Origin of the sequence: Billgrantia zhangzhouensis (assembly GCF_021404465.1) — a bacterium.
Classification (GTDB): Bacteria; Pseudomonadota; Gammaproteobacteria; order Pseudomonadales; family Halomonadaceae; genus Halomonas; species Halomonas zhangzhouensis.
Genome location: NZ_JABFTT010000002.1, coordinates 180843 through 201227, shown reverse-complemented (window position 1 = coordinate 201227; position 20385 = coordinate 180843). Strand labels below are relative to the sequence as shown.

The following is a 20385-nucleotide window of genomic DNA, read 5'->3' as shown; positions in this document are numbered from 1 at the left end:
TGCGAGCATCTGGGCAACACCGCGATTCGCCCGCGCAGCCATTTGTTACTTCGGCTGGGCGTCGAAGCGCTCGCCGTTAACCCCCCTGCTCTCCGGCCCGATCAGCCACAGATAGGTCGGCATGATCTCTTCCGGTGTACGCAGGGTTTCGGGGTCCTCTCCCGGATAGGCATTGGCACGCATCTTGGTGCGAGTGGCCCCAGGGTTGATCGTGTTCACGCGCAGCGTCCCAAGATGCTCGACCTCGTCGGCCAGCACCTCGGCAAACCCTTCGGTAGCGAATTTGGAAACGGCATAGGCGCCCCAGAAGGCACGGCCTTTACGCCCCACGCTTGATGAAGTGAAGACGACCGAGGCATCAAGAGAGGACTGCAGCAAGGGCAACAAGGCCTGGGTCATCCAGATCGGTCCATTGATGTTGACCTGCATGACCTGCTCCCACAGCTCTGGATTGTACTGCTCGAACGGGGTGATACGCCCCAGCAGTCCGGCATTGTGCAGAATGCCATCGAGCCGACCGAACTCCTTGTCCAAAGTCTCGGCCATGTCGTGGTAATCCTTGAGCGTGGCCCCTTCGAAATTGAGCGGATAGATGGCCGGTTGCGGGCCGCCTGCAGCCTCGATCTCGTCGTAGACCTTTTCCAGCTTGGCAATGGTACGACCCAGCAGTATCACTGTGGCGCCATGCCGGGCAAAGGCCAGGGCAGCCTCACGGCCGATGCCATCGCCGGCCCCCGTCACGAGGATGATACGGTCGCGAAGCAGGTCGGCAGGCGCCGCATAGTCGATCTTGCAGGTCATCTTGGCTCCTTGAGCGGGGGCCAGCCCGTTACAGGGACTGGCGCAGGAAATCGTTGGCAAGCCCGGCAGCGCTGCTGTCCGGATAGTCGTCACGCACGCGCTCGAGCAGGGAACGGCTCTCCTCAAGCTCGCCCTGACGCGCCTTGATCAAGCCGAGCTTGTAAAGCGCATCAGGCACTTTGCTGCTCTGCGGGTAGTTGTCGATGACCTGGCGGAACGCGCCTTCCGCCTGGTCCAGATTGGCCTCGGCCGAGTGCAGTTCCCCCAACCAATAATAGCCGTTGGCAGTCAGGCTGGTATCGGGATAGTCGGCCACGAACGCCTCGAAGGCCGTGATCGCCTCACCGAACTGGCGCGCCTGGACCTTGGCGAAGGCAGCCTGGTAGGCGGCCTGGGCATCGGGGCTGTTACCGCTCGGCGAGGGCGTCTGGGCTACCTGCCTGGCCGATTCCTCATCGACCTGCGGATTGGCCTCGATACCAGCACTGCCTGCCATCAGCCGCTCATCGAGATCGAGATACTGCTGACGGGTCTGGTTGCGCAACTGCTCGAGCTGATGACGCAGCTCCTCGATCTGGCCTCGCAGTTGCTGGATCTCGCGCTGGTGTTCCTGCAACTGGTTGTACATCACCAGGCTGCCGCCGGCCTCTTCACGCACCTCGGCCTGTTCGAGAAAGCCCCGCGGCTGTGCGGTACGGTCTTCCACGATCGGACGCTGCTGTGCTTCGGCAAGGCTCATCACGGACAGCGGGAGCACCAGGGCTCCCGCGCCGCACAGCCTTTTCAGACTGTGTCTCATGCTTCACTCCATAGGCGCGCAATTGCGCCAGTTCGCTCAGTAGGCAAAGACCACGCGACGGTTCTGGGCATGGGCGTCCTCGCCGTTGCCACGTACCGCCAGGCGTTCTTCGCCGTAGCTAACCACCTCGAGCTGCGACGGGGAGACACCTTGCACCTCGAGGAAGCGCTTCACCGAGTTGGCACGACGCTCACCCAGCGCCATGTTGTACTCGCGTGTACCACGCTCGTCGGTGTGCCCCTGCAGCACGACACGCGCATTGCCGTTGGAGCGCAGGTAACGAGCATGCGCCACCAGTACGGATTCGAACTCGGGACGGATGGTGTCACGGTCGAAATCGAAGTAAATGGTACGGACTTCGGGGATACGGCCATCGGCCTGCTGACCGGCGCGGTCGCCGCTGACACCGGTGCCACCGACCTGGCCGGAACCGGCGACACCGGTACCGACGCCGCCATCGGTGCGTGTGCCATCCATGGACCCATCACGGCTGCCACCGGTGCTGGAACAGCCGGCAATCAGAGCCAGGGACAGGGCGATTGCCAGGGTTCTGGCATGCGACTTGAGTTGCATCGTCAAACTCCTCAAAGGATTTCGAATGACACGTAGTTGCTTTTAGTTCAAGAATGGTGACCACGCGGGTTCGCGCACGTCACCACGCGCCGAAGGCAACCGGTAGGACGCCCGTCCATCGGCCGACACGGCCCCCAACACCCCGCTGTTACCTTGCTGGGTGGCGAAGATTACCATGGTCCCGTTGGGCGCAACACTAGGCGATTCATCCCAACGTGAGTCACTGAGAACGACCAGGCGTCCGGACTCCAGGTCCTGACGTGCCACCTGAAACCCGTTGCTGCTGCGGTGAATCAGGAACAGTGCTTCCCCATCCGGCGACAAGCGGCCCCGCGCATTGTAGTTGCCGGTAAAGGTCAGCCGCTCGACCTGACCGCCGCCGAAGCTGTAACGATAGATCTGCGGACCGCCGCTGCGATCGGAAGTGAAGATCAGGCTGCGACCATCCGGTGCCCAGCTGGGCTCGGTATCGATGCTCGAGTTGTTGGTGATGCGCTCGAGATTGCGCGAGCCCACGTCCATCACGTAGATCTCGGGTTGGCCGTCTTTCGACAGGGTCATGGCCAGACGCCGGCCATCAGGCGACCAGGCCGGCGCACCGTTGATGCCATCGAACGACGCCAAGCGGGCGCGCTGGCCGGTGCCCACGTCCTGCACATAGATGGCGGGGCGCTCCGTCTCGAAGGAGACATAAGCCAGCTTGCGCCCATCCGGCGACCACGCCGGCGACAGGATCGGCTCACGCGAACTCAGCACCTGCTGACTGTTATGCCCATCGGCATCGGCAACGTACAGGGCGAATTGCATGTCCTGGTCCGCCCCTTGTGCCGTGACATAGGCGATGCGGGTCGAGAAAGCGCCGCGAATACCGGTGATGGCCTCGAATATCTGGTCACTGATGTAGTGGGCGCCGCCGCGCAGCTCATTACTTCCCGCGCTGACGCTCTCTCCGATCATACGGCGCTGGCCGCTGATGTCCATCAGCTCGTAGCGAATGCGATAGCCATCGGCACCACGACTGACGTTACCGACGACCAGATAGCGGACGTCGAGCGCACGCCACTGACCATAGCGGACCTCATCGCCGGAGCTGGGGCGATCGTACATGGCGTCGCGCGACAGCGGAGCGAAGAAACCGCTTCGCTCCAGGTCGTCACTGATGATCTGGGCCACGTCTTCGGGCAGGCTTTCACCGTCGGTAGCGAATGGCACGACCGCGATGGGGGTCGCCCGATCGCTGCCTCGGGTGATCTCGATGGTCAGATCGGACTGGGCATGGGCAAGCGTGCCGAACATCAGCAGCAAGGCAGCCAGCCAGGTGGTCATCAGGGCTTTCATCAGCGTACATCTCCCGGTGTGAAACGCAGATTGAACTGTCGAAAATCACGTTGCGCCGCTGGCGGCAATTGGCGCAGTTCGTTGAACGGTGCGGCGGCTTCCACTGCCTGGATAGCGGAGCGATCGAAGCTGTTGTCTCCACTACTCTGACTAATGGTAGCGCCAAACAATTCACCCGAGGGACCCAACTGCACCTGAACGGTAGCAGAGAGGCCGCTACTGGCTCCGGGAGGAATCACCCACGCCTGCTCCACTGCACGGCGGACCAGGTTGATGAAGCTGTTGGCCGCCTCCTGGGCCTGCCGGGCATTGGCTACTGCATCCGACTCGCCCTCGATGGCACGGTCGAGCCCCTGGGACGCGGCTTCGGCCGCACGTCGGGCCTCTTCCTCACGGCGGCGTTGCTCCTCGGCTTCGCGCTGACGCTGGGCTTCTTCCTCGCGGCGACGCTGCTCCTCGGCTTCGCGCTGGCGCTGAGCTTCTTCCTCGCGGCGACGCTGCTCCTCGGCTTCGCGCTGGCGCTGGGCTTCTTCCTCGCGGCGGCGTTGCTCCTCGGCCTCGCGCTGACGCTGGGCTTCTTCTTCACGGCGGCGCTGCTCTTCGGCCTCGCGCTGGCGTTGCTCTTCGGCCTCCTGCTGGCGACGCGCCTCTTCTTCGGCACGACGCTGGGCCTCTTGCTGACGCTGTCGCTCGGCTTCGGCCGCCGCTTCCTGCTGGCGCTGCCGCTCGGCCTCTTGCTCCTCACGCTGGCGAGCCAGGCGATCCGCTTCCTCGGCGCGCCGCTGGGCTTCCGCCTCGGCGGCCTCACGAGCCTCCCGCCGGTGAGCCTCTTCCTCGCGCGCCGCCTGCTCCTGCTCGGCCTGGCGGGCCTGCTCTTCGGCTGCCTGGCGCTCGGCTTCCGCACGCGCCTGCTCCTCAGCCTGCCGCGCCTCTTCTTCCTGACGAGCCTCCTCCTCGGCTTGGCGTGCCGCCGCCCGCGCCCGAGCCTCCTCGGCACGCTGCGCCTGATCGGTCGTGGTCTCGGTGCTGACCAGCGTGGCCTGGACGATCGAGCTCGAATCGGACTCGACCGGCTGCCGCTGGGGCAAGGTGATCACGCTGAGTATCACGACCAGTACATGCAGGCCAATGGCAAGCAGCGCAGGCACGCCATAGCCGACAGGTTTGTCGTTTCTACGCGCAGGTCCGCGCTGACGTCGGGCCATCACGTCTCCTACCTTCTTGTGCAAAAGGCGCTTAATCACGCGGCGGCGGCTCGGAAATCAGTCCAATGTTGGCCACCCCGGCCACTTGCAGGGTGCTCATCAGGGTCACGATTTCACCATAGGGCACGAAACGATCCCCACGCACCATGACCGGAGTTCCCGGCTGGCGATCGAGCAGGATGATCACGCGATCGCCCAGCTCTTCGAGGTCGACATTCATCTCTTCACCGCCGATCGACAGGTAGTAGCCACCTTCACGATCCACCGACACGATGATGGGCTCGCGATCCTCCTGGCTCTCTATCGACTCGGAGGTCACCTGGGGTAGCTCGACCTGTACGCCCTGGGTCAGCATCGGCGCGGTAATCATGAAGATGACCAGCAGCACGAGCATGACGTCGATGAAGGGAACGACATTGATTTCCCCCATCGGCTTGCGGCGGCCGCCGCGGTTGAACGGTCCATGCATGTCGCGTCTCCCTCAGGCGGCGCCGGTTTCGCTGCGCCCCTGCAGATTGCGGTGCAGGATGGAGTGGAACTCCTCGGCGAAATCTTCGTACTTGCCCAGCAGCCGGTCGGACTCGGACGACAGGCGGTTGTAGAAGATGACCGCGGGAATGGCGGCAAACAGGCCCATGGCGGTGGCGATCAGTGCCTCGGCGATCCATGGCGCGACGGTGGCCAGCGTTGCCTGCTGGGCCATCGAGAGCGACTGGAACGAGCCCATGATGCCCCACACGGTACCGAACAGGCCGATATAAGGGCTCGCCGAGGCCACCGTGGCGAGAAACACCAGGTGCATGGTCAGGCGCTCCTCTTCCCGCGACCAGGCCACGCGCATGCTGCGCTGGACGCCGTCGAGGATGGCATCGGCGCTCTTGGTCTTGGCCATCAGGCGGTTGAATTCGCGGAATCCGGCGCGAAAGACATGCTCGGCGCCCTGGGTTTCCTGCTCCGAAGGGGTTTCGCGATAGAGTTCGTTGAGATCGACACCGGACCAGAAGCGCTCCTCGAAAGTCTGATGCGCGGCACGTGCCCGGCGCATCACGAAGGTACGCTGGAAAATCACTACCCAGGAGAGAATCGAGCCTATCACCAGGATCAGCATGACCAGCTGCACCACGGTGCTGGCGCTCATGATCAGGTGCGGTATTGACATGGAGTCGTTCACGGGCTTCCTCGCTGATCTTGCAGTTAACCGTTGAGAACCGCGGCGAGTGCCGGCGGCCAGGGTGTGGGTTTGAGACGAACGGCATCCAGACAGGCGATGTCGACCCTCGCCTCGCATAAGGGTTCCCCGTCACGCATCACTGTCTGCACGAAGCTCAACCGGCAGCGCCCATGCGACAGGACGGCTGCCGAGACGTTGAGTTCATCGTCGAGGCGGGCGGGCTTGGCATAGCGACACTCCAGCCGATGCACGACCAGTTGGATACCGGCTTCGAGCAGCTCGCGCTGGGTGAAACCGTGATGGCGCAGCCACTCGCTGCGTGCCCGCTCCATGTACTTGAGGTAGTTGACGTAATAAACGATGCCCCCGGCATCGGTATCCTCGATGTAGACACGCAGCGGCAGGCAAAAATCGTTCACTGACGCACCTCGCCGCTCGCATCCAGGGCCTGTTCATGGGGCACCAGACCGAAATGTTGCCACGCCTGGCGAGTCACCACCCGCCCGCGTGCGGTACGCATCATCAGTCCCTGCTGAATCAGGTAGGGCTCGATCACGTCCTCGATGGTATCGCGCTCCTCGCCGATCGCTGCCGCCAGCGAGTCAATGCCCACCGGGCCCCCGTCGAACTTCTCGATCATGGCCAACAGCAGGCGGCGGTCCATGTGATCGAGCCCATGATGGTCGACATGCAGCATGTTCAGCGCCTGATCGGCAATGGCCGCATCCACGTAACCGCCGCCCCGCACCTGCGCAAAGTCGCGAACCCGACGCAGCAGGCGGTTGGCGATACGCGGTGTTCCGCGGGAGCGACGCGCCACTTCGCGCGCGCCCTCACGGTCCGACTCGACGCCAAGCAGCCGGGCCGAGCGCGCGACGATCTCGGTCAACTCATCGATGTCGTAGAACTCCAGGCGCTGGACGATGCCGAAGCGATCGCGCAGTGGCGAAGTGAGCAGACCAGCACGCGTGGTGGCCCCCACCAGGGTAAAAGGCGGTAGGTCGAGCTTGATCGAGCGTGCCGCCGGTCCCTCGCCGATGACGATGTCGAGCTGGAAGTCCTCCATCGCGGGATAGAGGATCTCTTCCACGACCGGTGAGAGACGATGGATTTCGTCGATGAACAGCACGTCGCCCGGCTGCAGGTTGGTGAGCATGGCAGCGAGGTCGCCGGCACGCTCGAGCACCGGGCCGGAGGTGGACTTGAGCCCCACTCCCATCTCGGCGGCAATGATATTGGCAAGCGTGGTCTTGCCCAGCCCAGGAGGACCGAACACCAAGGTATGGTCGAGACTCTCGTCACGCCCACGTGCTGCACTGATGAATATCTCCAACTGCTCGCGCACGCGGGGCTGGCCGATATACTCGGCTAGCCGCTTGGGACGGATCGCGTGGTCGACGCGATTCTCGCCCTCGCGCTCGTCGGCGGCGATCAAGCGGTCATTGTGCATCATGTCGAACACTCGCGGCGTTCATGAAACATCCAGGGCAACGGTACGGTTTCAGCCGACAGACCGGTACGGGTGGCTGGCCGGACACGACAAGGCATGACCTAGCCGGCCATACGCCTGGTCAGGGCGGCCTTGATCAAGGCTTCGGTCGTCAGGCCATCTTCCAGCCCCGAGAGCATCTTAGCCGCCTCGGTGGGCTTGTAGCCCAGACTGACCAGTGCCGCCTCGGCATCCGCCAGCGGATCCTGCCGCTCCCGAGTCTCGCTGGTCGGCGCCGTGGCACCGGCAAGATCGGGCGCGCCAGGGTGCCCCCAGTGCGGAAAGCGATCCCGCATCTCGATGATCAAGCGTTCGGCGGTCTTCTTGCCGACCCCAGGCAGGCGGGTAAGCGACTTGGCGTCGTCCTCCATCACGCAGCGGATGAATGCCGTCTCGTCCATGCCGGACAGAATCGCCAGGGCCAGCTTGGGCCCCACCCCATTGACCTTGATCAGCGCACGGAACAGCGCCCGCTCCTGCTCACGCGCGAAGCCGAACAGCAGATGGGCATCCTCGCGCACGGTGAGGTGCGTATAGAGGGAGACGGACTCCCCCGTCCCAGGCAGCGCCACCAGGGTCGTCATCGAGGCTTCGAGTTCGTAGCCGACGCCGGCCACGTCCACCACCAACCAGGGCGGCTGCTTCTCGAGCAGGGTGCCACGCAAGCGTCCGATCATGGCGACTTACAGTCCCATTCCGATAAATCCCGTTCCGAAATACGTCCAGGCCGAAGGCCCCTTCCTGGCGCCACTATACTGGTCGCTCAAGCGGCTGACCAGCCCATGGTAAACGGTGTTCGAGAATTATTTTGCCCAGCCCGCCGACCCGCCATCAAGGGCGGTAATCACGCCAGGAGCCGCCTCGGCGTTGCGAGCGATGTCCGCCGAAACTGCCCTGCGTGACCAGGCCCAGCCTGGCATGGGCGTGGGTCAGGGCAATGGCCAGTGCATCGGCGGCATCGGCCTGGGGCGAGCCGTCCAGCCCCAGAATCGCCACCACCATGTGCTGCACCTGGGCCTTGGTCGCCCCACCGCTACCGGTCACCGCTTGCTTGATCTGACGCGGCCCGTACTCGTGCACGGCCAGGCCGTGATTGGCGGCGCAGACGATAGCCGCACCACGCGCCTGGCCGAGCTTGAGGGCGGAGTCCGGGTTCTTCGACATGAATACCTGCTCAATGGCCACTTCACCCGGGCGATACTCGCCGATCAACTCGGCGATACCCGCATAGATGCGCGCCAGGCGCTGCGACAAGTCAGCGTCCTGCAGGCGAATGCAGCCGCTGGCCACGTAGCGTGGTTTAGGCGTAGCGACATCGAGCACGCCGTAGCCGGTGATGCGCGAGCCGGGATCGATTCCGAGGATCAGCATGACACACTCTCCCTCACGGGGGCACTCGATACGCGTCCGGCCTGGTCACCCTGAAGGCGTCGTGAAACCGGCGCCACTGGGGCGCCGGTCTCGTTCATCGCACAGCTGGCTGGCGTACTCACTCCTGCCCTTCCGCCTTGGCCTTCTGGCGCAGGCGGATGTTGAGCTCACGCAATTGATCGCCGCTCACCTCGCCCGGCGCGTCGGTCATCAGGCAGGCCGCGCTCTGGGTCTTGGGGAACGCGATCACTTCACGGATGGTGCGCGCACCGGCCATCAGCATCACCAGGCGGTCGAGACCGAAGGCCAGGCCACCGTGGGGCGGCGCACCATAGTGCAGGGCGTCGAGCAGGAAGCCGAACTTCTCGCGGGCCTCCTCTTCGCCGATGCCGAGAATCTCGAACACCGTACTCTGCATCTGCTGGTCGTGGATACGAATCGAGCCGCCACCCAGCTCGGTACCGTTCAGCACCATATCGTAGGCTCGCGAGAGCGCGCCGGCCGGGTTGGCCTTGAGCTCCTCGGGGCTGCACGAGGGCGAGGTGAACGGGTGGTGCAGCGGGCTCAGGCGACCGTTGTCGTCGGCTTCGAACATGGGGAAATCGACCACCCACAACGGCGCCCAATCTCGGGTATAGAGGTTGAGATCCTCGCCCAGCTTGACCCGCAGCGCACCCAGGGCCTCGTTGACGACCTTGGCCTTGTCGGCGCCGAAGAAGACGATGTCGCCGTCCGCCGCGCCCACTCGGTCGAGCAGTTCCTCGATCACGTTCTCCATGAACTTGACGATCGGCGACTGCAGCCCCTCGATGCCCTTGGCGCGCTCGTTGACCTTGATCCAGGCCAGCCCCTTGGCGCCGTAGATGCCCACGAACTTGGTGTAGTCGTCGATCACCTTACGCGACATGCTGGCCCCGCCCGGCACCTTGAGCGCCGCGACGCGGCCGTCGGCGGCATTGGCCGGGCCGGAGAAGACCTGGAAGTCGACCTTCTTCATCAGGTCGTCGACGTCGACCAGCGTCAGCGGAATGCGCAGGTCGGGCTTGTCGGAGCCGTAACGGTCCATGGCCTCGGCCCAGCTCATGCGCGGGAACTCGGGTAGCTCAACGTCGAGCACGTCCTGGAACAGCTCGCGAATCATGGCCTCGGTCACGCCCATGATATCGCTCTCCTCGACGAAGGAAGCCTCGATATCGATCTGGGTGAACTCAGGCTGACGATCGGCGCGCAGATCCTCGTCACGGAAGCACTTGGCGATCTGGTAGTAGCGGTCGAAGCCGGCCACCATGAGCAGCTGTTTGAACAGCTGAGGCGACTGCGGCAGCGCAAAGAAGCTGCCCGGATGGGTACGGCTCGGCACCAGATAATCGCGGGCGCCCTCGGGCGTGGCACGGGTCAAGATCGGCGTCTCGATGTCGAGGAAACCCTGCCCTTCGAGGAAGGCGCGCACATGGTGGGAGATGCGCGAGCGCAGGCGCAGCTTCTCGATCATCTCCGGACGGCGCAGGTCGATGTAGCGGTGCTTGAGACGCACCTCCTCGCCGACCTTGCCATGTTCGTCAAGCTGGAATGGCGGCGTGGCCGCCGTATTCAGCACTTCGACGTCCTTGGCCAGCACTTCGATCATCCCGGTGGGCATCTTGGGGTTCTGAGTGCCTTCGGGGCGCAGCCGCACGCGACCGGAGATGCGCAGCACATACTCGCTGCGCGCGCGGTCGGCCGTGGCGAAGGCCTCGGCGGTGTCGGGGTCTACCACAACCTGGGCGATACCGTCGCGATCGCGCATGTCGAGGAAGATCACGCCCCCGTGGTCACGGCGGCGGTGAACCCAGCCGCACAGGGTGACCGTCTCATCCACCATGGTCTCGTTGAGCTGGCCGCAATAATGGCTGCGCATGTCGTATCCTGTTTCGTAACGTTATCGATTGAAGGGTCTCGCGGTCAGGCCGCAGCGCCGTCTTTGGTCGGCGCCTTGCTTTCTTTGCTCTCTCCGCCGCCGCCAGCGGAGTCGCCGGCCAGATTCTTCTTGCTGCCGGACTTGAAGTCGGTTTCGTACCAGCCGCCACCGGCCAGACGGAAGCCCGCTGCGGAAACCAGGCGGGAAAGCGCCGGTGCTTCACAGGCAGGACAGTCGGTCAGAGGGGCGGCGCTGAGCTTCTGGAGCTTCTCCAGACGATGGCCGCAGGCCTTGCACTGATATTCATAGATGGGCATGGTTCAATTCACTCCTGATTCGACAGCGCGCAACCAACGGCGATATAGGGTCGAGCGGTGCACATTCCAAGCCTGCCGTGAAAGCCCGATAGTATAACGTGCCTGGCATGGCCTGTCCCGGCCTTGCCACGGCGACAGCACAAGGAAAACCAGCATGAAAGCCGTGATACTCGATGCCGCCAGCCTGGGGCCCGATATCGATCTTTCCGCCATCCGTGAACAGGTCGACGATCTCGAAGTCCACCTGGCCAGTACGACCGAGCAGAGTCGCGAGCGCCTGGCCGGCGCCCAGGTAGCCATCGTCAACAAGGTAGTGCTCGATGCCACCACCCTCGAGGCGCTGTCTGAACTCAAGCTGATCTGCGTGCTGGCCACCGGCACCAACAACATCGACATGGCCACCGCCGAGCGCTTGGGCATCGAGGTGCGCAACGTCACGGCCTATGGCACCGCCAGCGTGGCCCAGCACACGTTGATGCTGATCCTGGCCCTGGCCAATCGCCTGCCGCTCTACCAGCGCGACGTGGCGGCCGAACGCTGGAACGAGAGCCCTTTCTTCTGCCTGATGAACCACGGCACGCTACAGCTCGAAGGCAAGCATCTGGTCATCGTCGGCCAGGGCGAGCTGGGCAGCCGCGTCGGCGCCCTCGGCGAAGCCCTGGGCATGCGTGTGAACTTCGCCGCCCGCCCCGGCCACGAAGCCGCCGACAGCCGTCCCGGCATCGCCGAACTCGCCCCCGAAGCCGACGTCATCAGCCTGCACTGCCCGCTCACCGACGCCACTCGCCACCTGATCGGCGCCGATCGGCTGGCGACCCTCAAGCCCGATGCCCTGCTGGTGAACTGCGCCCGCGGGGGAATCATCGACGAAGAAGCCGCACTTGCCGCATTGCGACAGGGGCGACTCGGCGGTCTCGGCGTCGACGTGCTGCCGGCGGAGCCACCGCGTGATGGACACGCCCTGCTCGACGCCCTGAACGAGCCCTTGAACCTGATCGTGACCCCGCACAACGCCTGGATCACCCCCGAAGCACGCCAACGCATCGTGGCACTCACCAGCGACAACCTGCGCCGCTGGAAGGCTCAGCGGGACGGAGCATGACCATGCTGCACAACTCCATGCTTCACAACCTCGGCTCGATCAACCTCGACCACTTCTATCGGGTGCCGCATCTGGTCCATCCCGGCGAGACGCTGGCCAGCCGCAGCTATCAGGTCGGCCTGGGCGGCAAGGGGGCCAATCAGTCGCTGGCCATGGCCCTGGCCGGCGGCCAGGTGTGTCACTGGGGCCGACTGGGTCGCCAGGACGGCTGGGCACGCGACCGGCTGGCCCGCGCCGGCGTCGACGTCACTCATGTCGAACTGGTGGACGAACCCAGCGGGCATGCCATCATCCAGGTCGATGACCACGGCGAGAACGCCATCATTCTCTGCCCTGGAGCCAATCACGGCTTCACCCGCCGCCACCTCGAAGCACTGTGCGAGACGGCCAAGCCTGATGACTGGCTACTGGTGCAGAACGAGTGCAATGCCCTGCCCGAACTGCTCGAATGCGCACGCCAACAGGGGCTCGCCATCGCCTTCAATCCCGCGCCGATGAGCGACACGGTACTGGCACTGCCGCTGGAAGCCTGCCAACTACTGTTCGTCAACCGCGGCGAGGCCGCCTGGCTCGCCGGTCTGCCCGAGACGAGCGACGCTCATGTTCTGCTGGAAGGATTGCACGAGCGACTGCCGAATACAGCAACGGTGCTGACCCTTGGTAGCGAAGGCGCCTGGTATCAGTCAGGCAGCGAGCGTCATTTCCAACCCGCACTGCCGGTGGAGCCGGTGGATACCACCGGCGCTGGCGATACCTTCATCGGCTATTTCATGGCGGCACTGCAGGAGCAGCGCTCCCTTCCCGACTGCCTGGCGTTCGCTGCTCATGCCGCAGCGCTCGGCGTACAACGCCCCGGCGCCGCCGACAGCATCCCGTCGCGAGACGAAGTCGAGCGGTTTCTCAACTGACACCCCAAGGAGGCAACGTGTCGCATCCGATCATCTTCGATACCGACCCCGGCGTCGACGACGCCCAGGCCATCGCCATCGCGTTGCGCCATCCCGAGATCGATCTACTCGGCCTGACCACCACCTACGGCAACGTCGACATCGAGACCGCCACCCACAACGCTCTGCTGCTGAGCGAGCTGGCAGGTCGTGACATTCCCGTTGCTCAGGGTGCCGCCGGCCCCATGGTCAATCCGCGCCACCCGGCGCCGGCCCATATTCATGGTGCCAATGGCCTGGGCAATATCGAGCTTCCCGATGTGAAGGGGAAGAAAGATCCGCGCAACGCCGCGCAGTTCATCGTCGATACGGTCAACGCCCGCCCCGGCGAGGTCACGCTGGTCGCGGTCGGCCCGGTAGGCAACCTGGCTGCCGCCCTGCAGCTCGACCCGGCGCTCACCGAGAAGGTCAAGCGCGTGGTGATCATGGGCGGCTCGATTCGCGAGGGTGGCAACGTCACCCCCGTGGCCGAAGCCAACATGTTCAATGATCCTCATGCCGCCCAGCGTGTGCTCAACGCCGGCTGGCCGCTGACCCTGGTCGGGCTCGACGTCACCCACCGCTGCGTGCTCAGCCAGGCGCACATGCAGCGCATCGAGGCGGGCCAGGGCGAGCTGGGCAAAGTACTGGCTGGCAGCTACGCCTTCTACCGCGAATTCTATCGCGAATTCCTCGGCATCGACGGCTGCTGCCCCCACGACAGCTGCGCGCTGGCCTGGCTGCTGCGCCCGGAGCTGTTCACCACCGCCCCAGGGCATCTTTCGGTCGTCACCGAGGGCATCGCCGAGGGCCAAACCCTCTTTGCCCCCGAGGGACGCGGCTTCATTCAGGATCGCTGGTCACAGACGCCCCTGGCGGAAGTGTGCCTCGAGGTGGACGGTGAGGCCGTGGTGGAGTGGATCGCCGACACCCTCGGCTAGGCTTCCTCGGCATTAGAGACAAACGAAATTGTCCGGGTCGTGACACTCCAGCGCTTCTAGCTCGACGTGAGTGACCCGGGCATTCGGCGGCCCCTGCCATAGCCAGCTGGCAACCTGGTTGACCGCCTCGCCGTCGCCGCACAGCATTACCTCCACTTGACCATCGGCCAGGTTCTTGGCGTAGCCGGTCAGGCCATGTTGCAGCGCCTGCTCCTGCACTGCACGGCGATACCACACACCCTGTACCTTGCCGGCTACCAGGGCCTTCACACAGCGTTTGCTCATTCGTCCTCCTCGCCTCAACGGTTCGAGCCCACATTTCGCGTCAAGCCGGCTTGGCACGCTGCCATCAACGCACCGATATCCAGGCACGATTCCAGTCGGGCCTGCAAATGCTCTAATCTTGATAATAGGGATGCGGCCTCGCCATAAGCAACGGTCGCCCCAACGGAAGCGGTGCCACCCACCGCGCTCCACACCACAACAAAGCATCCTCACAAGGGAGATAACGCCATGCGGGTCTTCGATCATCCCGAGTTCGACCACCATCAGCAGATCGTCTTCGGCTGCGATGAAGCCAGCGGACTGCGAGCCATCATCGCCATCCACGACACCCGCCGCGGCCCCGCCCTGGGCGGCCTGCGCATCTACCCCTACGCCGACGAGGGCGACGCCCTCACCGACGTGCTGCGCCTGTCCCGCGGCATGACCTACAAATCGGCCCTGGCCGACCTGCCCCTCGGTGGCGGCAAGGCGGTCATCATTGCCAACCCGCGCACCGACAAAACCCCTTCGCTGCTACGTGCCATGGGCCGGCTCGTCGAATCGTTGGGCGGTCGCTACATCACCGCCGAAGACTCCGGTAGTGGCGAGGAAGACATGCGGCTGATTCGGGAGGAGACTCGCCACGTCAGCGGCCTTGGCCATGACGGCGAAACCGGCGACCCCTCGCCCTTTACCGCCCATGGCGTGTTCTGCGCAATGAAGAGCGCCGTGCGCCATCGCTTCGGTCGCGACGACCTGAAGGGCCTGCGTGTGGCCATCCAGGGCGTCGGTCATGTCGGCGCCCACCTCGCCCGGGAGCTACACGAGGCGGGCGCCCAACTGGTGCTGACCGATGTCGATCGCGATAGCCTTGGCCTGCTTAGCGATGAGCTGGGAGCGTTGAGTGTCGCTCCCGAGGAAATCTTCGATGCCGAGGTCGACGTATTCGCCCCTTGCGCCATGGGCGCTGTGCTGACGGAAGGCGTAGCCAGGCGGCTCAGGGCCAAGGCGATCTGCGGGGCAGCCAACAACCAACTGGCCACCCCCGTGGTCGCGGAGCTGCTGCATCGCCGGGGAATCCTCTACACTCCCGACTATGTGGCCAACGCTGGCGGCGTCATCGAGGTGGAAGCCCAGTGTCACGAGAACTACGATCGCGATGCCGTGATGCGCCACGTGGAGCGGATTGCCGAGACGGTGGGCGAGATCTTCAGCCGAGCACAGAGCGAGGACAAGAGCCCTGCCGCCGTGGCGGATCAACTGGCACGCGAGCGCCTCGCCGGCTGACGCCAAGGCCGGGCGGCACGTCCGCCCGGCCTGTCGCCGTTCCCTGCCTGTTTGTCACCCCATCACCAGCTCACGCTTGACGAGAACGGCGCTATTGCGGGGCACTATCTCGCGTCCCCTGGCCAACAGATAGCTGCGGGTGAAGGCGGCCCCGAACAGCAGAATGAGGGAGCTGTAATAGACCCACAGCAATATCATCACCACCGAGCCTGCCGCGCCGTAGGTGGAGGCCGTAGCGGTGTAGGCCAGATAGGCGGCGATCACCGAACGCCCCAGGGCGAACAGCACCGCCGTGACGATGGAGCCGACCAGCACATCCCGCCAGCTCAGCACCACATCCGGCAACACCTTGAAGATGGTGGCGAACAGTACCGCCACCATGGCCAGCGACACGGCGAACTCTACGCCCCGGGCCAACAGGTCGACGAAGGGGAACAGATTGTCGGCGGCCTGCAACATGGCCCTCACCACCACCCCGAGCAGCAGCGACACCAGCAGAATGAAACCGATGGAAAGCACCACGGTGAGCGACAGCAGGCGCTGCTTGAGGAACAGAAACAGGCTGTTACGGCTGGGTTTGGCTGTCACGCCCCACATGGTGTTGAGCGAGAACTGCATCTGAGCGAACACCGTGGTGGCACCGACCAGCAGGGTACCGAACCCGATCAGGGTCGGCAGGATGCCAGACTCCTCGATACGCGACTGCGCCACGGCCTGCTCAATGGCCACCGCGGCATCCTGGCCCATGGTGTCCTGCAACTGCGCGACGATCTGTCCCTGGGCAGCATCCTCGCCCAGCACCACACCGATCACGGTGACGGCGATGATCACCGTCGGAGCCAGCGAGAAAAGCGTATAGAAGGCCAACGATCCGGCATAGCTGAAAGCGTTGCGTTCCAGCCATAGCTTGATCGCCGCCTGGAGCGTATTCCACCAGAAGCGGATCGAGAATCGGCGCACGGTGTCTCCTTGTTCGTGGTTCGTTGCGCTTATCAGCATATCAAACCCCGGGCGCGCTGCGGGCGCTGCCGCCAGGATGCGTTGCGACGGCGCCGGGCGATGCCCATAATAAGGCCCTCGAGCCACCAGCGAAGGATTCGCCGATGAGCGATGCCGTTCACGAATTCGACTGTCTCGTCTTCATCGGGCGTTTCCAGCCACCTCACCTGGGCCACCTGGCCGTCATCAACCAAGCCCTGCGTCAGGCGCGGCAGGTGATCGTGCTGGTAGGCTCGGCCTGGCAGGCACGTTCACTGCGCAACCCATGGCGCTTCGACGAGCGTCAGGAGATGCTGCGCAGCTGCTTCGACGAGGAAGAGAATGCACGGCTGGAAATTGTGCCGCTGCTGGACGCGCTCTACAACGATGACGTCTGGGTGCGCGATGTGCAACGCAAGGTCCGCGACATCGCTGGCCATCACCATGCCCGCCTGCCTCGCATCGGCCTGATCGGTGCCAGTCGTGGCCAATCGAGCTACTACCTTTCGCTGTTCCCCCAGTGGGAATCGGTCAGCGTACCGCTGGTCGATGGCATCTCCGCCAGCCAGATCCGTGAGCGGCTGTTCCGCTCGCCCTCTTCCACCGAAGACTACCTCAGCACCGGTGCGACCCATGACCTGCCGCCAGGCGTGTGCGAGACGCTACGCGATTTTTCCGGCAGCGACGCTCACCAGCAGTTGATGGAAGAGCAGCGGCTGCTCGAGCAGTATCGCCAAGCGTGGGGCAATGCCCCCTACCCGCCGATCTTCGTCACTGTCAACGCCGTGGTGGTTCAGTCCGGCCACGTGCTATTGGTACGCCGCACCGCCGCCCCCGGCAAGGGGCTACTGGCCCTGCCCGGCGGCTTCATCAACCCCCACGAGCGATTGCTCGACGCCTGCCTTCGCGAGCTGCGCGAGCGCGTCCGCCTCAAAGTGCCGGAGCCGGTACTCAAGGGCTCGCTACGCGGCCAGCGATTGTTCGACGAACCTCACCGCAGCTGGCGCGGCCGCACCCTGGCCGAAGCGTTCTACTTCGCCCTGCGCCCCGACCAACAGCTTCCCCGGCTCAAGCCAGTCAAGGGCGGTGACCACGCGCGCTGGGTGCCTTTGGCCGAACTCGAACCCGACAGCCTGTTCGAGGACCACTTCTTCATCATCCAGAACTTTCTCGGCCTGCCGGCCGATTTCGGCGGGATCTGATATCCAAGCCAGGGATCGTTAAAACTCTTGCTTGGAAAAGAACGGGATTTCCGTCGCGAGCGAAGGCAGGCCGGTCACCGCCGGAGCGGAGCTACCGGAGTGTAGTGGCCTACATGAGGATAGCGACGATCCGCCGGGGGGCGGCCTGGCGAGCGCAGCAGGAAAGCCAGGCTTTTCAGGCTTGGAGGAAGTCCCGAGGAAGCTTCATCATCTGCCGCCACAGCTTCTCGACTCCCGGCTTGTGTACCAGTGAGCAGCGGTACAGACGGATCTCCAGCGGCACGTCCCATTTTTCGTCGCCAGCGCGTACCAGGCGCCCGCTCTTGAGCTCTTCGCGAACGCAGAAATCCGGTATCCAAGCCAACCCCACGCCTTGCAGCACCATGCCCTTGAGGCCCTCGGCCATGGCGGTCTCGTAAACGGTACGCAGGCGCAGGCGCAACGGGTCGTTCTTGAGCAGCATGCGCACGCTGCGGCCGAGGAAAGCGCCCTGGGTATAGGCCAAGTAGGGAATCGCATCCTTGCTCTCGAGGCTGAAGCGCGGCTTGCCCTTGGCATCCGGCAGGCTCACCGGCAGCATCTTGACCTGGCCGATGGAGAACGAAGGGAACACCTCGGCATCAAGCTGCATGGTGGCGTACTGGTCATGATAGGCCAGCATCAAGTCGCAGTTGCCTTCGCGCAGCACATGGATCGCCTCGCCCACGTTCATGGCCACGAGGCGCGTCGGCAGCTCGCCCAGCCCCTCCTGCAGGCGTGATATCCACTCAGGGTAGAAGCTCAGTGCCAGCGAATGGGCGGCAACGATGTCCAGCGCCTCCCGTGCCATGGAGACGCCGCGTAAATGCCCCAGGCACTCGTTGAGTTGCTCGACCAGATTGCGCGCCGTGACCAGGAACAGCTGCCCCTCCGGCGTCAGGTTGATGGGCGTGGTGGAGCGGTCGACGAGGGTCACGCCCACGGCCTGCTCCAGGGCACGAATCCGGCGGCTGAAGGCCGGCTGGGTGACATGGCGCTGCCGAGCGGAGGCGGAGAAACTACGGGTGTTGGCCAGGGCCACGAAATCTTCCAGCCACTTTGTCTCGAGGTTCACCGGGACTCCCGCTGCCAGCAATCACGATTCGAAAGGAATTCATCGTGCCCCAGGACATCTTGTTGAGGCAGCGCCTAATGTACCCCAGCCGCTCATTGAACCCAAGGAATTCACGCCTTACTGGATCGGCGCGGTGAGATAGGCCGCCCGTGACACCAGCTTGCTCCACAGCGGACGACGCTGCAGCTCGTCGTAGCTGATCCGGCGGCAGTCGGCGAAGTCGCGCTCGAGCATCAGGCGGACCTCGGCAGCGAAGTGGCGGTCGGGAATGAAAGCCGTAATCTCGAAATTGAGGCGAAACGAGCGGTTGTCGAGATTCACCGTGCCAACGGCTGCCGCGGCATCGTCGATCAGGATCACTTTCTGATGCAGGAAACCCGGCTGGTAGCGATACACCTTGACCCCGGCACGCACCATGTCGGGCAGGAAAGAGAAAGCGGAGAGATAGATCAGCAGATGATCGGGATGCTCGGGCATCATGATACGAACGTCGACCCCACGCATGGCGGCCAGGCGCAAGGCATCCTGAACGCCCTGGTCGGGTACGAAGTAGGGGCTGGTGACCCAGAGTCGATCATGCGCGCTGTGAATGGCCTGCTGCACCAGCAAACTGGCGGTCTCCTGACGATCGGCCGGCCCCGAGGGCACGATGATTACGTTCTGACACTCTTCGCAGGTGATCTGTGGCTCCCAGCACAGGTTGATGACCTCGCCAGTGGCCCAGTGCCAATCCTCCCAGAATGCCTCCTGCAGCCCCAGCACACTGGGGCCGGTGAGCTTCAGGTGTGTGTCGCGCCAGGGGCCATGCCGGGGATGCTGGCCCAGGTATTCGACACCGACGTTGAAGCCACCGAGCCAACCTTCGCGGCCATCCACCACCAGAATCTTGCGATGATTACGGAAATTGAGCTGAAAGCGATGCTTGAAACCACGGGAGGAACGGAACGGGCTCACCTCGACGCCTGCGTCGCTCAATTCGCGCAGAAACCCTTCGGCCAGCTTGCGGCTGCCGATCTCGTCGAACAGGAAATAGACCCGCACGCCCCGCTCTGCCGCTCGAATCAGGTGTTCCTTGAGGCGATGGCCCAGCGCATCGTGGCGTACGATGAAGAACTGCACCAGCACGTACTCCCGGGCGCCATCGATACCGGCAAAGATGCTGTCGAAGGTGTCCTTGCCGTCGATCAGGAGCTCAGCCTGGTTGCCACTGGTCAGCGGCATCATGGCAAGCTGCTCCACGGCGCGGATGTTGGGATTGCACGCATCCGCCAAGTGCGGCTCCAGGCGCTCGCGATAGCGCGCCAGGATGCGTCGCAGTACGGTGTCGCGCTCGCCGCGGGCGGAAACGTAGCCGTAGAAGCGTGGCCGGCCAAAGATCCAGTAGGCAGGCACCGCCAGGTAGGGAACAGTGACCAGAGAGATGATCCAGGCCACCGCGCCCTGCGAGGTACGACTCGAGAGCAGCGCCAGGATTGCCGACAGGAAACCCAGCAGGTGTAGCAGGAAAATCGCCAGGCCGAACAGCCAGGATGCCATGACCTCTCCCTGAAAAAACAGCACGCTACAGCATACCCCAGACGAAGGCGGCCCCGCCAGTTGGCGGAGCCGCTTGCATCATGGGCCATCGAGGT

Annotated in this window: 22 protein-coding genes; 5 read left to right on the top strand and 17 right to left on the bottom strand. The window is 64.2% G+C overall.

Annotation, left to right across the window (positions count from 1 at the left end):
• Positions 1-45: 45 nt before the first annotated feature.
• The 13 genes from HOP51_RS02825 to HOP51_RS02765 form a co-directional block, all read right to left on the bottom strand.
• Positions 46-801: a YciK family oxidoreductase gene (locus HOP51_RS02825; protein ID WP_234272425.1), complete on the bottom strand. Its 756-nt coding sequence runs from the start codon at positions 799-801 to the stop codon at positions 46-48.
• A gap of 28 nt (positions 802-829) precedes the next feature.
• Positions 830-1600, bottom strand: coding sequence for a tol-pal system protein YbgF (gene ybgF / locus HOP51_RS02820; protein ID WP_234272424.1), 771 nt, complete (start codon positions 1598-1600; stop codon positions 830-832).
• 36 nt (positions 1601-1636) lie between these two features.
• Positions 1637-2173 (bottom strand): peptidoglycan-associated lipoprotein Pal, encoded by a 537-nt coding sequence (pal, locus tag HOP51_RS02815; RefSeq protein ID WP_234272423.1) that lies wholly within the window; start codon positions 2171-2173, stop codon positions 1637-1639.
• Between the two features lie 42 nt (positions 2174-2215).
• Positions 2216-3511, bottom strand: a complete 1296-nt coding sequence (gene tolB, locus HOP51_RS02810) for a Tol-Pal system beta propeller repeat protein TolB (RefSeq protein ID WP_234272422.1) — start codon at positions 3509-3511, stop codon at positions 2216-2218.
• Positions 3511-4716 carry a cell envelope integrity protein TolA gene (tolA, locus tag HOP51_RS02805; RefSeq protein WP_234272421.1) on the bottom strand — a complete coding sequence of 402 codons (1206 nt, stop codon included), beginning with the start codon at positions 4714-4716 and terminating at the stop codon, positions 3511-3513. The genes tolB and tolA overlap by 1 nt, the downstream gene beginning before the upstream one ends.
• Before the next feature lie 31 nt (positions 4717-4747).
• A complete protein-coding gene (tolR, locus tag HOP51_RS02800) occupies positions 4748-5185 on the bottom strand; it encodes a protein TolR (protein WP_234272420.1) in 438 nt (145 codons plus the stop codon).
• A 12-nt stretch (positions 5186-5197) separates the two neighbouring features.
• Positions 5198-5875, bottom strand: a complete 678-nt coding sequence (gene tolQ / locus HOP51_RS02795) for a protein TolQ (RefSeq protein ID WP_201297121.1) — start codon at positions 5873-5875, stop codon at positions 5198-5200.
• Positions 5876-5910: 35 nt separating this feature from the next.
• Positions 5911-6306, bottom strand: coding sequence for a tol-pal system-associated acyl-CoA thioesterase (ybgC, locus tag HOP51_RS02790; RefSeq protein WP_338073029.1), 396 nt, complete (start codon positions 6304-6306; stop codon positions 5911-5913).
• The gene (ruvB, locus tag HOP51_RS02785) at positions 6303-7340 is read right to left on the bottom strand and encodes a Holliday junction branch migration DNA helicase RuvB (RefSeq protein ID WP_234272419.1); all 1038 of its coding nucleotides are present in this window, start codon (positions 7338-7340) and stop codon (positions 6303-6305) included. The genes ybgC and ruvB overlap by 4 nt, the downstream gene beginning before the upstream one ends.
• Positions 7341-7438: 98 nt before the next feature.
• Entirely contained in the window at positions 7439-8053 is a 615-nt protein-coding gene (ruvA, locus tag HOP51_RS02780) for a Holliday junction branch migration protein RuvA (RefSeq protein ID WP_234272418.1), read from the bottom strand.
• Positions 8054-8207: 154 nt separating this feature from the next.
• Positions 8208-8747: a crossover junction endodeoxyribonuclease RuvC gene (gene ruvC, locus HOP51_RS02775; protein ID WP_234272417.1), complete on the bottom strand. Its 540-nt coding sequence runs from the start codon at positions 8745-8747 to the stop codon at positions 8208-8210.
• 118 nt (positions 8748-8865) lie between these two features.
• Positions 8866-10644 carry an aspartate--tRNA ligase gene (gene aspS, locus HOP51_RS02770; protein ID WP_234272416.1) on the bottom strand — a complete coding sequence of 593 codons (1779 nt, stop codon included), beginning with the start codon at positions 10642-10644 and terminating at the stop codon, positions 8866-8868.
• 44 nt (positions 10645-10688) lie between these two features.
• Positions 10689-10961, bottom strand: a complete 273-nt coding sequence (locus tag HOP51_RS02765) for an FmdB family zinc ribbon protein (RefSeq protein ID WP_234272415.1) — start codon at positions 10959-10961, stop codon at positions 10689-10691.
• A 154-nt stretch (positions 10962-11115) separates the two neighbouring features.
• On the opposite strand from HOP51_RS02765, the gene HOP51_RS02760 reads away from it, so the two are divergent.
• From HOP51_RS02760 to HOP51_RS02750, 3 genes are read left to right on the top strand one after another with little or no spacing between them, the layout of a single operon-like run.
• Entirely contained in the window at positions 11116-12063 is a 948-nt protein-coding gene (locus tag HOP51_RS02760) for a D-2-hydroxyacid dehydrogenase (RefSeq protein WP_234272414.1), read from the top strand.
• Positions 12060-12971: a ribokinase gene (locus tag HOP51_RS02755; protein ID WP_234272413.1), complete on the top strand. Its 912-nt coding sequence runs from the start codon at positions 12060-12062 to the stop codon at positions 12969-12971. The genes HOP51_RS02760 and HOP51_RS02755 overlap by 4 nt, the downstream gene beginning before the upstream one ends.
• Before the next feature lie 17 nt (positions 12972-12988).
• The gene (locus HOP51_RS02750) at positions 12989-13930 is read left to right on the top strand and encodes a nucleoside hydrolase (RefSeq protein WP_234272412.1); all 942 of its coding nucleotides are present in this window, start codon (positions 12989-12991) and stop codon (positions 13928-13930) included.
• Positions 13931-13942: 12 nt separating this feature from the next.
• On the opposite strand, the gene yccX is transcribed toward HOP51_RS02750, so the two are convergent.
• Positions 13943-14215: an acylphosphatase gene (yccX, locus tag HOP51_RS02745; RefSeq protein WP_234272411.1), complete on the bottom strand. Its 273-nt coding sequence runs from the start codon at positions 14213-14215 to the stop codon at positions 13943-13945.
• A 228-nt stretch (positions 14216-14443) separates the two neighbouring features.
• Here yccX and HOP51_RS02740 point away from each other — a divergent pair, with 228 nt between their 5' ends.
• Positions 14444-15481 (top strand): Glu/Leu/Phe/Val family dehydrogenase, encoded by a 1038-nt coding sequence (locus HOP51_RS02740; RefSeq protein WP_234272410.1) that lies wholly within the window; start codon positions 14444-14446, stop codon positions 15479-15481.
• Between the two features lie 54 nt (positions 15482-15535).
• On the opposite strand, the gene HOP51_RS02735 is transcribed toward HOP51_RS02740, so the two are convergent.
• Positions 15536-16480, bottom strand: coding sequence for a YihY/virulence factor BrkB family protein (locus tag HOP51_RS02735; protein ID WP_267957582.1), 945 nt, complete (start codon positions 16478-16480; stop codon positions 15536-15538).
• Positions 16481-16584: 104 nt separating this feature from the next.
• Here HOP51_RS02735 and HOP51_RS02730 point away from each other — a divergent pair, with 104 nt between their 5' ends.
• On the top strand, positions 16585-17661 hold the full coding sequence (locus HOP51_RS02730; RefSeq protein WP_234272408.1) for a bifunctional nicotinamide-nucleotide adenylyltransferase/Nudix hydroxylase: 1077 nt from the start codon (positions 16585-16587) through the stop codon (positions 17659-17661).
• Positions 17662-17836: 175 nt separating this feature from the next.
• Here the strand turns inward: HOP51_RS02730 and HOP51_RS02725 are convergent, their stop codons facing one another.
• Positions 17837-18754 carry a LysR substrate-binding domain-containing protein gene (locus HOP51_RS02725; protein ID WP_234272407.1) on the bottom strand — a complete coding sequence of 306 codons (918 nt, stop codon included), beginning with the start codon at positions 18752-18754 and terminating at the stop codon, positions 17837-17839.
• A gap of 117 nt (positions 18755-18871) precedes the next feature.
• On the bottom strand, positions 18872-20290 hold the full coding sequence (cls, locus tag HOP51_RS02720) for a cardiolipin synthase (protein ID WP_234272406.1): 1419 nt from the start codon (positions 20288-20290) through the stop codon (positions 18872-18874).
• Positions 20291-20385: the final 95 nt, after the last annotated feature.